At 38.8% G+C, this 15,612-nt stretch carries 15 protein-coding genes; 14 read left to right on the top strand and 1 reads right to left on the bottom strand.

Going from position 1 to position 15,612, the window contains the following annotated elements; genetic code table 11:
- Positions 1-151: 151 nt before the first annotated feature.
- Entirely contained in the window at positions 152-331 is a 180-nt protein-coding gene (locus IKV95_RS01935) for a hypothetical protein (RefSeq protein ID WP_287451357.1), read from the bottom strand.
- Positions 332-949: 618 nt separating this feature from the next.
- Here IKV95_RS01935 and IKV95_RS01930 point away from each other — a divergent pair.
- The 14 genes from IKV95_RS01930 (at position 950) to purH (ending at position 15,589) form a co-directional block, all read left to right on the top strand.
- Complete coding sequence (locus tag IKV95_RS01930; protein WP_029090605.1) at positions 950-1,906, top strand: AEC family transporter; 957 nt, start codon at positions 950-952, stop codon at positions 1,904-1,906.
- A gap of 188 nt (positions 1,907-2,094) precedes the next feature.
- Positions 2,095-3,282, top strand: coding sequence for an ammonium transporter (locus IKV95_RS01925; protein WP_029090604.1), 1,188 nt, complete (start codon positions 2,095-2,097; stop codon positions 3,280-3,282).
- Positions 3,283-3,302: 20 nt separating this feature from the next.
- Positions 3,303-3,659, top strand: coding sequence for a P-II family nitrogen regulator (locus IKV95_RS01920; RefSeq protein WP_029090603.1), 357 nt, complete (start codon positions 3,303-3,305; stop codon positions 3,657-3,659).
- 376 nt (positions 3,660-4,035) lie between these two features.
- Positions 4,036-4,524, top strand: coding sequence for a 5-(carboxyamino)imidazole ribonucleotide mutase (purE, locus tag IKV95_RS01915; RefSeq protein WP_069119305.1), 489 nt, complete (start codon positions 4,036-4,038; stop codon positions 4,522-4,524).
- The gene (gene purK / locus IKV95_RS01910) at positions 4,517-5,638 is read left to right on the top strand and encodes a 5-(carboxyamino)imidazole ribonucleotide synthase (protein WP_069125098.1); all 1,122 of its coding nucleotides are present in this window, start codon (positions 4,517-4,519) and stop codon (positions 5,636-5,638) included. The genes purE and purK overlap by 8 nt, the downstream gene beginning before the upstream one ends.
- 16 nt (positions 5,639-5,654) lie before the next feature.
- Positions 5,655-6,956, top strand: a complete 1,302-nt coding sequence (purB, locus tag IKV95_RS01905; RefSeq protein WP_029090600.1) for an adenylosuccinate lyase — start codon at positions 5,655-5,657, stop codon at positions 6,954-6,956.
- Between the two features lie 168 nt (positions 6,957-7,124).
- Complete coding sequence (gene purC, locus IKV95_RS01900) at positions 7,125-7,847, top strand: phosphoribosylaminoimidazolesuccinocarboxamide synthase (protein ID WP_069125099.1); 723 nt, start codon at positions 7,125-7,127, stop codon at positions 7,845-7,847.
- Between the two features lie 2 nt (positions 7,848-7,849).
- Entirely contained in the window at positions 7,850-8,104 is a 255-nt protein-coding gene (gene purS, locus IKV95_RS01895; protein WP_029090598.1) for a phosphoribosylformylglycinamidine synthase subunit PurS, read from the top strand.
- Positions 8,101-8,781, top strand: coding sequence for a phosphoribosylformylglycinamidine synthase subunit PurQ (purQ, locus tag IKV95_RS01890; protein WP_069119297.1), 681 nt, complete (start codon positions 8,101-8,103; stop codon positions 8,779-8,781). The genes purS and purQ overlap by 4 nt, the downstream gene beginning before the upstream one ends.
- Positions 8,771-10,990: a phosphoribosylformylglycinamidine synthase subunit PurL gene (gene purL, locus IKV95_RS01885; protein WP_069125100.1), complete on the top strand. Its 2,220-nt coding sequence runs from the start codon at positions 8,771-8,773 to the stop codon at positions 10,988-10,990. The genes purQ and purL overlap by 11 nt, the downstream gene beginning before the upstream one ends.
- Positions 10,975-12,408 carry an amidophosphoribosyltransferase gene (gene purF / locus IKV95_RS01880; RefSeq protein WP_029090595.1) on the top strand — a complete coding sequence of 478 codons (1,434 nt, stop codon included), beginning with the start codon at positions 10,975-10,977 and terminating at the stop codon, positions 12,406-12,408. The genes purL and purF overlap by 16 nt, the downstream gene beginning before the upstream one ends.
- 13 nt (positions 12,409-12,421) lie before the next feature.
- A complete protein-coding gene (gene purM / locus IKV95_RS01875) occupies positions 12,422-13,462 on the top strand; it encodes a phosphoribosylformylglycinamidine cyclo-ligase (protein WP_287451356.1) in 1,041 nt (346 codons plus the stop codon).
- Positions 13,463-13,466: 4 nt separating this feature from the next.
- Positions 13,467-14,054: a phosphoribosylglycinamide formyltransferase gene (gene purN / locus IKV95_RS01870; protein WP_069125103.1), complete on the top strand. Its 588-nt coding sequence runs from the start codon at positions 13,467-13,469 to the stop codon at positions 14,052-14,054.
- On the top strand, positions 14,051-15,589 hold the full coding sequence (gene purH / locus IKV95_RS01865; RefSeq protein ID WP_287451355.1) for a bifunctional phosphoribosylaminoimidazolecarboxamide formyltransferase/IMP cyclohydrolase: 1,539 nt from the start codon (positions 14,051-14,053) through the stop codon (positions 15,587-15,589). The genes purN and purH overlap by 4 nt, the downstream gene beginning before the upstream one ends.
- The last annotated feature ends 23 nt before the right edge of the window (positions 15,590-15,612 follow it).

Below are 15,612 nucleotides of genomic sequence, written 5' to 3'. Positions count from 1 at the left end.
GTAAAAAGTAACAAGACAACAATTAACATGATAGAAAAAGTGAGATATTGCTTCGCATGAAAATTTAACACAGCAATTATAATAGATAAAATTATCGTAAAAATTAATTTCAGCTGATCTATAGAGGTCACTCCTTCATTTTACACTCCTATTATATGATAGCCCAAACCATTTCTTGAGCTATATAACCAGCTGAGTTAGCAATCATTCTAGGAACGCCTTTTTTTTGTAGAAATTGGGATACTCCAGATTTCATTTCATCCAAAGGACTTAATAATACATAAGTGCTCCACCCGGCAACGAAACTTTTTTGAGAAATTTTTTTCTTCACGAATTTTGGCATCTTGGAATATATTTTTTTAGGTAAAACTTGGGTTGCGTATCTTTTCCCGAATTTTTTTATTAAGATACGGCCAACACTTCCCCATCCTTTAGTTTGAGACGAATTCACATGATAATTTTTTGAGTTACTTCGTTAACTAAAGAAGCACTAACAACATCTTCATTTTAAAAAGTACTATCTAATATTTTTTGTTTTCCAGTCGTTCTGCAGAAACGGTAGATGCAATCGGCGAAAAAGATGTGAAAAATAGAGTGAAAGATAAAATACCAATTAAATACTTACTCGTTTTTTTCATAACATTACTCCTGTGTTTTTTTATTTGTTTGTTAATTTAATGCTACAACAGAATGAATGTAAAGTAACGCACCGTGTAGTTGCAATTATTAAATTGAAAGAACACATAAGCTTATTCAGAACTGAAAAGAATGGAAAATAATGATTAGCGATTTTTTAATCGGTAGGCGTATCTTTGAAAGCTCATAAGTTTGGCCTTATTTTAATAGAGAGAAAAATAAAAGGACATTAATGAAATTTCTCGATTTAGGAAGATAACGCAATCAAGCAGTGGTATACTAATAGTATTTTAAAAAGGGCGGGTGAGAAAAAATGGCCATACTTATGCAAGGCGCAGAAGGGATATTAACGATTCTAGTAATGATAGGGTTAGGATATTACCTATGTAGTCGAAAGTGGTTTGACGAGCGCACAACGGGTGTTATCGTACGTTTAGTAATTGTGGTATCTTTACCGATGTATATGATTTACAATATTCTCACCGATTTCACAAGAGATAAACTAATTGACCTTGTTCCTGGTTTAATGTATCCGTTATTATCAATGGGAATATTATTCATTGTGTCATTGTTAATGACGCGGATATTTCGTGTGAGAAAGGGACGACGTGGTACGTTTGCGTCGATGTTTTTAAACTCAAATACATTATTTATCGGTCTTCCTGTTAACCTCGCGTTATTTGGGACAAGTAGTTTACCGTATGTTTTAATTTATTTTATGGCAAATACGCTTTGTTTTTGGACATTAGGTGTTTATTTGATTAGTAAGGATGGCGAAAACAGTGAAATGGGTAAACCATCGGTTAAAACAGTTTTATCACGTGTTTTTTCGCCCCCTTTTATCGCTTTTTTAGTGGCTATTTTACTTTTATTATTAAATGTCCAATTTCCTAAATTTATTATGGATGATATGAAATACATTGGTGGAATGACAACTCCGTTATCAATGATCTTTATTGGTATTTGTATTTATCGGGCAGGAATTGAAAATGTTCGTTTATCAAAAGATGCCTTTGGGATTCTATTAGGTCGTTTCATAATTGCGCCAGCAATAATGATTGGGCTCGTATATTTTGCAGATATACCCATGCTGATGAAAGAGGTGTTTATTATCCAATCAGCTATGCCAGTAATGACAAATGCACCTGTCATTGCGCGAGCGAGTGGTGCGGATGCAGATTATGCTGCAATCATGGTCACGCTGAGTACTTTGTCTGCTTTGGTAGCCATCCCATTTTTATTATTTGCTGTTTCAAAAATCCCGTTTTAATCGATTTAATAAGCTGGACAGAACGGTATCATCTTAATAAGCTATTAAAAACACTGATTTTGTTAGCTTATGTAACAAAATAAACAGAATATTCCGTATTTTATTGCTTACGTTTGAAAATCTGCCTATAATTCAATCTCATAGAAGGATAGTTTTCTAGCAACTAATCTGAAAAGGGGATGTAATTTATGGCAGATACAGGATTTGTTTTTATATGTGCACTACTAGTATGGTTGATGACGCCGGGGTTAGCATTTTTTTATGGCGGTATGGGGCAAACTAAAAATGTGTTAAGTACCGCGATGTATAGTTTTTCTGCAATCGTAGTTGTTTCTATTTTATGGGTGATTGTCGGATATAGTTTGGCATTTTCACCAGGTAATTTATTTTTTGGAGGCTTTGATTATGTTTGGTTAAAAGACGTCGGTTATAGTATTCCTAAGGAAGGTATACCTGATGTGTTGAACATGATGTTCCAATTAACTTTTTGTGCTGTAACAGTTGCAATTATTAGTGGGGCTGTGGCTGAACGAATGAATTTTACAGCTTGGTTATTATTTATTAGTTTATGGGTATTGCTTGTTTATACTTTTGTAGCCCATTGGGTTTGGGGCGGAGGTTTTATTGATGAAAAAATCGGAGCGCTCGATTTTGCAGGTGGAACAGTTGTACATATTGCATCTGGAGTAGCAGGTTTAGTACTAGCACTGATGTTAGGCAAACGTAAAGAAATTGCGTTGCCGCATAATTTAACATTGGTCGGTTTAGGTGCAACGCTTGTTTGGTTAGGATGGTATGGTTTCAACACTGGGAGTGCGCTTGGGTTAACTGATATTGCTATGCATGCTTTCGTTAATACGAATACAGCAGCCGTTTTTGGTATTGTTGCTTGGGTAGGAATTGAATGGATTGTTATAAAAAAACCCACGTTTTTAGGCACAATGAGTGGTGCGTTGGCAGGGCTTGTAGGTATTACGCCAGCCGCAGGTTTTGTCACAATTACAGGGGCGATGTGTATTGGCTTACTAACTGCAGCAGGCTGTTACTGGGCGATTGCATACTTGAAACCTCGTCTTGGTTACGATGATGCTTTGGATGCGTTTGGATTACATGGTATTGGAGGAACAATTGGGGCGTTGCTAACAGGTGTGTTTGCAACTTCATCAGTCGGAGGCACGGATGGTCTTTTCAGCGGTAACCCCATGTTAGTATGGGATCAGTTTTTAGCAGTTATTATTACCATTGCTTTTGTTGCCGTGATGACATATCTAATTGCTAAAGTGGTATCATTTATTACACCGCTACGTGTCAATCAAAAAGCAGAGCAAACTGGTTTAGATGTAACGATACATGGTGAGCGTGCTTATCGAGAATAATTCAAAAGGGGGTTTTATAGATGGTAGAGGAAACAGGTATCTTTAAAGTTGAAATTATTACACGAGATGGTAAGTTTTATGAGCTGCAAAAAGCATTAAAGGAAGTTGGTATTACTGGGATCACTGTAACAAATGCATTAGGGACAGGTTTGCAAAAAGGTGAACTGGAACTATATCGTGGTGTGAAACATGATTCTAGCGTGTTTGAACGCATCAAAATCGAAATCGTCGTTCATGATGTCCCAGTCGATACAGTGATTGATGTTACCAAACATGTTTTGGGTACAGGGCAACCTGGAGATGGTAAAATATTTGTTTATCCCATTGTTAGAGTCGTGGACATTAGAACAGGAAATGAAGGACGCGACGCATTATAATTTTTTGAAAGATTGTTTTAATAACTGAAATAATCGAAGGCGTCATATCATTATAAAATAGTTTAATTTGTTTTTTATGTAAGCCAAAGCACAAAACATTTGTTTTGTGCTTTTTTTTGCTTAATATAGTATGGTATTACACGTTTCAACTCTAAACACGAACAATAAATATATATATTGTTTTAATGTTCGATTATAGGTTGACAGTATTTTGGGTTATTTGTTACAATGATATTGAAAGTAATAGAGATAATTAAAAATTACGATATAATTAGAAATGACCCTTTCATCTTAATTTAATGGGAGAGTGTTAAACTCAATCTAACACATCGTATATCTTAAATAGATTAATTACTAAGTAAAAGTGGAGGCGTTTATGACTGTCAAAATTGGTGTGATAATGGGAAGTACATCGGATTGGCCAACAATGAAGTTGGCATGTGACGTATTGGAACAGTATGGGATTGATTATGAAAAAAAAGTAGTCTCAGCACATCGAACGCCAGATCTAATGTTTGAATATGCAGAGCAAGCGCGCCAACGAGGAATCCAGATAATTATTGCGGGTGCGGGTGGTGCTGCACATCTTCCAGGCATGGTAGCAGCTAAAACAACGCTCCCAGTGATCGGTGTCCCGATTCAATCACGTGCACTCAATGGAATGGATTCACTTTTATCCATTGTACAAATGCCAGGTGGTGTCCCTGTTGCAACAGTAGCGATTGGTGAAGCTGGTGCTAAAAATGCAGGGCTGCTTGCAGCTCAAATTTTAGGGATTAATGACAATGACATTGCCACCCGCTTAGATGACAATCGAAATGATATGCGAAATACAGTGATAGAAAGTAGTGATTTTCTTGAATAAACAGTTGTATCCAGGTCAAACAATTGGTATTATCGGTGGTGGGCAACTTGGAAAAATGCTTGCTCTATCAGCAAAATCAAACGGTTTTTATGTAATAGTACTTGATCCAGTGGCAAATTGCCCTTGTGCACAAGTGAGTGATGAACAGATTGTTGCCGACTATGATGATAAAACAGCGCTTAAACAATTGGCGCAACGTGCAGATGTCCTCACTTATGAATTCGAAAACATTGATTACAATGCGCTTCAAGCTGTTGAGAATGAAACAATAGTAGCACCAAATGCAGAGATACTATCGATTACGCAAGATCGTATTTTAGAAAAAACATTTTTGACTGACTTGAGCATAAATGTGGCACCATTTGCTGTTATTGTTGATCGTACAGATATTGATGCAAAAATTGCAGGCATTGGTTTCCCATCTGTGCTTAAAACAAGTAACGGTGGTTACGATGGTAAAGGGCAAGTAGTTATGCAAGATGAGCAGGATATTGAAGAAGCTGCAAAACTATTGCAATACGGACCATGTGTACTTGAAGCATGGATTCCATTTGATTCAGAAGCTTCAATTCTTGTATCGCGTAATCATTCGGGAGACATTCAATTGTTCCCAGTCGTTGAAAACGAACATCGCGATAACATTTTACATTTAACGATTGCACCGGCTCGATTATCGGCTGAAGTCATTTTACAAGCTGAAAGTATTGCGACTAAGTTAGCGCAAAAAACAGGCTTGGTTGGTACGTTAGCCATTGAGTTGTTTATCGGTAAAAATGAGGCAGTTTATGTTAATGAATTAGCACCACGTCCGCATAATTCAGGTCATTATTCGATTGAAGCATGTGATTTTTCACAATTTGAACAACACATTAGAGCAATTGCAGATTGGCCATTACAGCGTCCACAATTATTAAAAAAAGCAATAATGGTTAATGTATTAGGACAACATGTTGATAAAGTATATGCAGCAATTCCACATCATCCAGATTGGCATATTCATATGTATGGTAAAGATGAGGCTAAGCACAATCGTAAAATGGGACATATCACTTTGTTAACGAATGATGTTGAGTCAGCGCTGGAAGATTTAAAAAACACCCGTATTTGGGATTAATTGGAGGAAAAATTAAATGATTGAACGCTATACCCGACCAGAGATGGGCAATATATGGACAACAGAAAATCGTTATAAAGCATGGTTAGAAGTAGAAATTTTGGCTGATGAAGCTTGGGCTGAATTAGGGATGATTCCTAAAGAAGATGCGGCTAAAATTCGCGCGAATGCTTCATTCGATAGTGCGCGTATTGCTGAAATTGAAAAAGAAACACGTCACGATGTTGTTGCATTTACTCGCTCAGTATCAGAATCATTAGGCGATGAAAAAAAATGGGTGCATTATGGTCTAACATCAACAGATGTGGTTGATACGGCCAATGGTTATTTGCTTAAACAAGCAAACGATATACTTCGCACTGATTTGCATAACTTCATTGAAATTATAAAAAATAAAGCAATCGAGCACAAAGATACTGTTACAATGGGTCGTACACACGGCGTTCATGCTGAACCAACAACGTTTGGATTGAAATTGGCATTATGGTATTCAGAAATGCAACGTAACTTAGAGCGTTTTGAACATGCCGCTCATACTGTCGAATTCGGAAAAATTTCGGGTGCAGTTGGTACTTATGCAAATATCGATCCGTTTGTTGAATCGTATGTTTGTGAAAAAATTGGCATCTCTGCAGATCCAATTTCAACACAGGTATTACAACGTGACCGTCATGCTGAATATGTCAGTACGTTAGCATTGATTGCTACATCGATTGAAAAATTCGCAACAGAAATTCGTGGTTTGCAAAAATCAGAAATCCGCGAAGTTGAAGAAGCTTTTGCCAAAGGGCAAAAAGGTTCATCAGCGATGCCGCATAAACGTAACCCAATCGGCTCAGAAAATATGACTGGATTGGCACGAGTTGTTCGTGGGCATGTGATGACAGCATTCGAAAACGTAACGTTATGGCATGAACGAGATATCTCGCATTCATCTGCTGAACGTATCATTTTGCCAGATGCAACAATTTTACTTGATTATATGCTTAACCGTTTTGGAAATATTGTGAAAAACTTAACAGTATTCCCTGAAAACATGAAGCGTAATATGGAAGCAACACATGGTTTAATCTATTCACAACACGTTTTGTTAACATTGATTGATAAAGGGATGGCACGTGAAGAAGCGTATGATACGGTTCAACCACTCGCGATGACATCTTGGGAAGAATCACTTCCTTTCCGTGGCTTAGTTGAAAACAACCCGATTATTGCTGGTAAATTATCAGCAGAAGAAATCGAAGCATGTTTTGATTATAACTATCATTTAACAAAAGTAGACTTTATCTTTGAACGACTAGGTCTTATCTCCAAATAATTTTTCAACCACATACAATTGAATACAAGGTGAGCAGTGTACTTAGCAAGATGTTGTTAAGTACAGCGCAATACCCCTGAGGGATGACGGAATAACGTCTTCTCCTCTTAAGTATTCGCAATTTTCAAAGTATTCGCTCTTAATTAACTAATAGATGGAGGACTCATCATGCAAAAAGGTCACTTGTTATACGAAGGTAAAGCAAAATCGTTATTTGCAACAGAATCACCGGATATTTTATGGATGACATATAAAGATGATACAACGGCTTTAAATGGTGCTAGAAAAACTGCGTTTACAGATAAGGGGAAATTAAATAACCAAATATCGACACTCTTATTTCATTTTTTAGAAAAAAACGGTGTGCAAACACACTTACTTGAAACATTATCAGATACGGAACAACTCGTAAAAAAAGTAACTGTAATACCTATCGAAATTATCGTCAGAAATGTTATCGCTGGTTCATTTGCTAAAAAATTAGGCGTCGCTGAAGGCGAAGAACTGGCTGAGCCAATTGTTGAATTTTACTACAAAGAAGATGCACTTGATGATCCATTCATTAATGACGACCATGTGCGTTATCTCAAACTAGCAACAACTGCCGAAATAGCGGAGTTAAAGGAACTTGCATTAATCATTAATACGCTATTACAACAACGTTTCTTAGCAGCTGATATTTTATTGGTTGATTTCAAAATAGAATGTGGTCGTCTGAACAATCAAACAATTGTTCTAGCCGATGAAATTTCGCCAGACAGCTGTCGCCTCTGGGATGTGAACACAAAACAAAAATTAGATAAAGATGTGTTCCGCCATGACTTAGGTGATTTAGTGTCAGTGTATCAAGAGGTATTACAACGCTTATTAAATAAAACGACGGAGGTATGAAAATGTTTAAAGTAAAGGTGTATGTTACGTTGAAAAAAAGTGTGTTAGATCCACAAGGTGTCGCAGTAAAAGATTCTTTAAATAGTATGGATTATTCGGAAATTGAAGATGTACGTATTGGAAAGTACATGGAAGTCATGGTTAATCCTAAAGAACGTTCTGTTGAAACAGTTGTGAATGAAATTTGTGATAAGTTATTAGCGAATCCAGTCATGGAAAACTATTGGTATGAGATAGAGGAGGTTGAAGAAGCGTGAAATTTGCTGTGATTCAATTTCCAGGATCAAATTGTGATATTGATATGTTATCTGCTATTCGTGAAATCGTAAAAGAAGAGGCTGATTACGTTTGGTATGCTGAGACATCGCTAGAAGGTTATGATGCCGTATTATTACCCGGTGGTTTTTCATACGGGGACTATCTCCGAACAGGTGCAATTGCTAAATTTGCCCCGATTATGTCAGAAGTCATCCGCTTTGCAACAGAAGGTAAACCCGTTCTAGGCGTGTGTAATGGCTTCCAGATTTTAACTGAAAGTGGTTTGTTACCAGGCGCATTAATCCGCAATAAAAACTTGCATTTTGTGTGCAAGATGAGCCAATTGAAAATTGAAAATACAGCAACACTATTTACAAATGCCTATCAACAAAATGATACACTGTCTATTCCAATCGCGCATGGCGAAGGTAACTATTATTGTGATGAAGAAACACTTCAACGTTTAAAAGAGAATAAACAAATTGTCTTTACTTATGCGGGTGAAAATCCGAACGGTTCGATAGCTAATATCGCTGGTATTGTTAATGAACAAGGGAATGTATTAGGAATGATGCCGCATCCTGAACGAGCAGTTGAAAGTTTGCTAGGAAGTGCAGACGGATTAAACGTTTTTCAATCAATTGTTAAACAATGGAGGGAATCACATGTTAACTAATAATGAACCGACAGCAGCGATGATTGCAGAGCAACAATTATACTTGGAAATGGGACTGACTCCTTCTGAGTACGACATGGTTTGTGATATTTTAAAGCGACAACCCAATTACACTGAAACGGGATTGTTTTCAGTTATGTGGTCTGAGCATTGTAGTTATAAGAACTCTAAACCTGTATTAGCTAAATTTCCGACAACAGGTGAGCAAGTATTAATGGGCCCAGGTGAAGGTGCTGGTATTGTAGACATTGGTGATGGACAAGGCGTTTGTTTTAAAGTTGAAAGCCATAATCATCCGTCATATGTTGAGCCTTATCAAGGTGCTGCAACAGGTGTTGGTGGGATTATTCGTGATATTTTTTCCATGGGAGCCCGCCCGATTGCTTTATTAAACTCATTGCGTTTTGGTGAAATTGATAATGCTCATACGAAGTACTTGGTGAATGAAGTGGTTGCCGGTATTGCAGGTTATGGTAATTCAATTGGGATACCTACTGTAGGTGGTGAAATTCAATTTGAACCAAGCTATGCGAAAAACCCATTGGTTAATGCAATGTGTGTCGGAATTATCGACCAAAAAGATATTCAAAAAGGTAAAGCTTCTGGTGTGGGAAACTCAGTGATGTATGTGGGTGCTAAAACTGGGCGTGATGGTATTCACGGTGCAACATTTGCTTCTGTTGAGTTCAGTGAAGAAGGTGAGCAACAACGTTCAGCTGTTCAAGTAGGTGATCCTTTTATGGAGAAGTTATTGATTGAAGCTTGTCTTGAAGTGATACAAAAACATTCTGATATATTAATCGGCATTCAAGATATGGGTGCTGCTGGGTTAGTGAGTTCATCCTCAGAAATGGCATCAAAAGCAGGCTCAGGCTTACGTTTAAATATGGATGTTGTACCGCAACGTGAAACAGAAATGACACCGTATGAAATGCTTTTATCTGAATCACAAGAGCGTATGTTGTTATGTATAAAAAAAGGTGAAGAACATACGATCCAAGCATTGTTTGAACGTTATGGATTAGAAGGCGTGGTCATTGGTGAAGTAACGGATGATGGGATGTACACGATTATTCATCAAGGTGAAGTTGTAGCAGATGTGCCTGTTGATGCATTGGCAGAAGAAGCGCCTGTTTATCATAAGTTAGCAACTGAACCACAACAGTATCGTGATTTTCAAGCAGAAGCACCATTTGTGCCTCAAATTACGAACGCGGCTCAAACATGGAAAGACTTACTTTCACAACCAACCATTGCGAGTAAACGCCATGTGTATGAGCAGTTTGATTACCAAGTACGTACAAATACGGTCGTGATACCAGGGTCAGATGCAGCTGTTTTACGCGTGCGTGGTACTAATAAAGCGATAGCTATGACAGTTGATTGTAACTCACGTTATTTATACCTTGACCCAAAAGTGGGTGGACAAATTGCATTGGCAGAAGCGGCCCGCAATATTGTGTGTTCAGGTGCACAACCACTAGCAATTACAGATGGTTTGAACTTTGGGAATCCAGAAAAACCAGAAATTTTCTGGCAAATTGAACAAGCTGCTGATGGGATTGCAGAGGGGTGCCGTGTGTTAAATACACCTGTTATTTCAGGAAACGTTTCGTTGTACAACGAAACAGATGGTGAAGCCATTTATCCAACACCCGTTATTGGAATGGTTGGTTTAATAAAAGACTTAGCGCATGTTACAACACAATCTTTTGCAGCCGCAGATGACAGCATTTTTCTAATCGGTGAAACAGCTGCTGAATTTAACGGCTCTGAATTACAAAAATTACAGCTAGGTCATATTAGTGGAAAAGCACCTGCGCTTGATTTAGCAGTAGAACAAGACTATCAAGCAAAACTATTAACTGCTATTCAACAAGGACTTGTTGTTTCTGCTCATGATTTAGCAGAAGGTGGTTTAGCAATTGCACTAGCAGAATCTGCTTTTAAGGGTGAATTTGGAGTAGCAGTTAGCGTTGATTTTGAACAAGCATTACTTTTTAGTGAATCACAATCTCGTTTCTTAATTTCTGTGAAACCAGAACAGCACGAAGCTTTTGCCCAACATTTTGGTGCAGCAGCTGTGGCGATTGGAAAAGTCACTGCGGATGGTTTATTGCGTGCCCAAACAACAAATGGAACGGTAGAAGTAACAACAGCGGCTTTGAAAACCGCTTGGGAGGCTACATTGCCATGTCTGCTGAAATAAAAGGGTTAAATGAAGAATGTGGTGTTTTTGGTATCTGGGGACATCATGAAGCGCCATCAGTTACGTATTTTGGGCTACACAGTTTGCAACATCGTGGGCAAGAAGGCGCTGGTATTTGTGTGACGGACGGTGAAAAAATTGATGGGCATCGTAATCTAGGTTTGCTTGCTGATGTCTTTAAGAATGGTGAGCTGGATCAATTACATGGAGATGGGGCAATCGGTCATGTGCGTTATGCAACAGCGGGAGGTAAAACGTTAAGCAACGTTCAACCCATGTTATTTCATTTTCAAGATTCAAGTTTAGCGTTAGCTCATAATGGTAATCTGATTAATGCCCGTACTTTGCGCCGAAAGTTAGAACGTGAAGGGGCGATTTTTCAATCCAGTTCAGATACAGAAGTATTGGCACATTTAATCCAACGTGGTATTTCAGATGATTTTTACGATAATTTAAAAGCAGCTCTTTGCCAAGTAAAAGGTGGCTTTGCTTATGTGTTATTAACAGAAGATGCGATGATTTGTGCGTTAGATCCAAGTGGTTTCCGTCCATTATCGATTGGTAAAATTGGTGATGCTTACGTCGTTGCCTCTGAAACATGTGCATTTGATGTTGTAGGTGCTGAATTTGTTAGAGATGTCGAGCCGGGTGAAATGATTGTTTTTGATAAAGATGGCATGCATATTGACCATTATCGTACAGATACACAACATGCGATTTGTAGTATGGAGTATGTTTACTTCGCTCGACCTGATTCCAATATTGCAGGGGTGAATGTTCATACTGCCCGCAAACGAATGGGTGTTAGTCTGGCACAAGAAGCGCCAGTTGAGGCAGATATGGTGATTGGTGTACCTGATTCAAGTATTTCAGCTGCGATTGGTTACGCGGAAGAAGCGCAATTACCCTACGAATTAGGGTTGATTAAAAATCGTTATGTTGCTCGTACATTTATTCAACCCAGTCAAGAGTTACGCGAACAAGGGGTGAAAATGAAATTATCAGCAGTCAGCGGTGTTGTAAAAGGCAAACGTGTTGTGATGATTGATGATTCGATTGTAAGAGGAACGACCAGTAAGCGGATTGTTAAATTATTGCGGGAGGCAGGTGCTGCAGAAGTACATGTTCGCATTGCTTCACCGCCATTAAAATACCCTTGTTTTTATGGTATTGATATTCAAACGCGTCGAGAACTAATTGCTGCTAACTATACTGTTGCTGAAATTTGTGAGCAAATCGGTGCAGATTCGCTTGAATACCTCAGTTGTGATGGCTTAGTTGAAGCAATTGGGCGTCCATTCCCCGCTGAAAAATATGGCGGTATTACAATGGCTTATTTTAATGGTGATTATCCAACAGGGCTTTACGATTACGAACAAGAGTATTTAGAAAGCTTAGAAGAAAGCAGTTTACGCTAAGGGGGAAGAGACAATGACAAACAATGCATACGCTCGAGCAGGTGTTGATGTAACAGCAGGTTATGAAACGGTAGAACGTATCAAAAAACATGTCCAACGCACGGAACGTCAAGGTGTAATGGGAGCAATTGGTGGTTTTGGCGGTCTCTTTGATTTATCTGAATTGAAACTTAAACAACCAGTATTAGTATCAGGGACAGATGGCGTAGGTACTAAATTGAAAGTGGCGATCGCTGCTAATAAACATGAATCAATCGGTATTGATTGTGTGGCAATGTGTGTCAATGATATTGTGGCACAAGGTGCGGAACCGTTGTTTTTCTTAGACTATATCGCTACAGGTAAAGCTATTCCTGAACAATTAGAGCAAATTGTCGCTGGTGTTGCTGAAGGGTGTGTTCAAGCGGGCTGCGCTTTAGTTGGGGGAGAAACGGCTGAGATGCCTGGTATGTATGCTGATAACGACTATGATTTAGCAGGCTTTACAGTGGGAGCTGCTGAGAAAACAGCATTAATAACAAGCGATAATGTTAAAGCGGGTGATGTGTTAGTAGGTTTGCCATCAAGTGGTATCCATAGTAATGGCTATTCCTTAGTTCGTAAGATCTTCTTTGAACAAAAAGATTTTGAATTGGATGTCATCTTACCAGAATTAGGTCAACCTTTAAGTGATGTGTTGTTAACACCCACTAAAATTTATGTAAAGCCAATTCTAGCATTAAAAGAAGCGGTTGCTATCCATGGGATTAGCCATGTGACAGGTGGAGGCTTTGTTGAAAATATTCCACGTATGTTGCCAGAAGGTTTGTCAGCGAACATTAAATTAGGGTCTTGGCCGACGTTACCTATTTTTGAAGCATTACAACATTATGGCGCACTCGATTCACTAGAAGTTTATGAAATTTTCAACATGGGTATCGGTATGGTTGTTGCCATCGCACCTGAAGATGTAGCCAATGCACAAGCAACCTTACTTGCAGCAGGTGAATCGTCTTATGTTATCGGTACAGTTGTTGCAGATGATGCGCATCAGGTTAGATTGGAAGAGGTATAACACAATGAAAATAGCCCTCTTCGCATCAGGAAATGGTTCTAACTTTGCTGCAATGTTGGCGGCAATTGAAACCGGACATTTATCAGCTGAGATTGGTTTATTGGTTTGTGATCAACCAGAAGCCGTAGTCGTTGAACGTGCAAAGGCAAATAATATTGAAACATTTGTCTTTAAAGCTCGTCAATACAAGGATAAAGCCACTTTTGAAACGAAGATAATTGAGCAGTTACAACAACATGAGATTGAGCTGGTTGTGTTGGCAGGATACATGCGCTTAATTGGGCCGACTCTGTTAACAGCATATGAAGGTAAAATTATTAATATTCATCCGTCGCTTTTACCCGCATATGCAGGTAAAGATGCCATTGAACGTGCTTATGCTGCAGGAGAGAAAGAAATCGGTATTACGATACACTATGTGGATGCCGGAATGGATACAGGTGAGCCAATTGCCCAATTTAAAGTTGCCCGAACAGAAGGCGATACATTAGAAAGTTTAGAAGCACGTCTTCATCAAACAGAACATGTTTATTACCCGCAAATTGTACAACAACTTATCGAAAAAATGGAAGGAACGGTGAAAGATAAATGAAACGCGCATTGATTAGTGTATCGGACAAAACAGGTATTTTAGAGTTGGTTGAGCAATTAATTGCCCTTGATTTTGAAATTATTTCAACAGGAGGCACTAAGACATTAATTGCTGAGGCAGGACTGCCTGTTATCGGTATCGAAGAAGTGACAGAATTTCCCGAAATGTTAGACGGGCGTGTCAAAACATTGCATCCCGCAATCCATGGTGGGTTATTGGCACGACGTGATGATGCATCACATATGGCAGCAATTGCTGAACATAACATCGCACTAATAGATTTGGTGATTGTAAATCTTTACCCGTTCCAAGAAACGATTACTCAACCCGATGTCGCTCTCTCTGATGCGATTGAAAACATCGATATTGGCGGACCTTCAATGTTGCGATCAGCTGCCAAGAATCATGCCAGTGTGACGGTAATTGCTGATGCCGCTGACTATGAGCATGTGCTAGCAGAGTACCGTGAATTAGGTGATACGACCTTTGCTACACGTCAACGTTTAGCTGCTAAAGTTTTCCGTCATACGGCGGCCTATGATGCGTTAATCGCCGGTTTTTTAACAGAAGTAGTGGGTGAAGAATACCCAGAAAAACTAACGTTGACTTATAATCGCAAACAAGCGTTACGTTATGGCGAAAATCCACATCAATCAGCTAGTTTTTATGCAGAGCCAATTGTGAAACATGCCTCGCTTGTATCGGCTGAGCAATTACATGGAAAAGAACTCTCATACAATAATATTCGTGATGCGGATGCTGCGTTACATATCGTTCAAGAATTTGAAACTGAATGTGCGGTAGTCGCTGTTAAACACATGAATCCATGTGGTGTTGGCTTAGGTGAAACGATTGAACAAGCCTTCTTAAAAGCCTATGAAGCGGACCCAACATCGATTTTTGGTGGCGTATTAGCCTTTAACCGAGAAATTGATTTAGCAACTGCTCAACCACTCAGTGACATGTTTTTAGAGCTACTCATTGCACCTAGCTATTCATCAGAAGCATTGGCTTTGTTGAGCAAGAAGAAAAATATTCGTCTTTTAAAAATGCCAATATATAATACTTCAGTAGCAAGTGATTATGTGAAAACAAGTGTGGCAGGAGGATTATTGGTGCAACAAGCAGATGAGATTGATGAAGACCCTACAACATGGGAGGTTGTCACCACAGTTCAACCAACAACTGAACAATTAGCAGCCTTGGCGTTCCAATGGAAAGTCGTCAAACACATTAAATCAAATGCGATTGTGATTGGTGATGATTCTCAAACAGTCGGTGTAGGCGCAGGACAAATGAACCGTGTCGGATCTGCGAAAATAGCATTCGAACAGGCAGGTGACAGAACGGTAGGGGCTGTGATGGCAAGTGATGCTTTTTTCCCAATGCCCGATACAATTGAAGAAGCTGCGAAAGTTGGAATTGTTGCGATTGTTCAGCCTGGTGGCTCTATGCGTGATCAAGAATCAATCGATGAAGCGAATAAACATGGCATTAGTATGGTATTTACAAAAATTCGTCATTTTAAACATTAACATAAGAAACAATCGATGAAACG

The sequence above is a fragment of the Brochothrix sp. genome (assembly GCF_017549435.1).
GTDB lineage: Bacteria > Bacillota > Bacilli > Lactobacillales > Listeriaceae > Brochothrix > Brochothrix thermosphacta.
The sequence above is the reverse complement of the archived record's forward strand: the minus strand, read 5'-3'. Positions and strand labels throughout refer to the sequence as shown.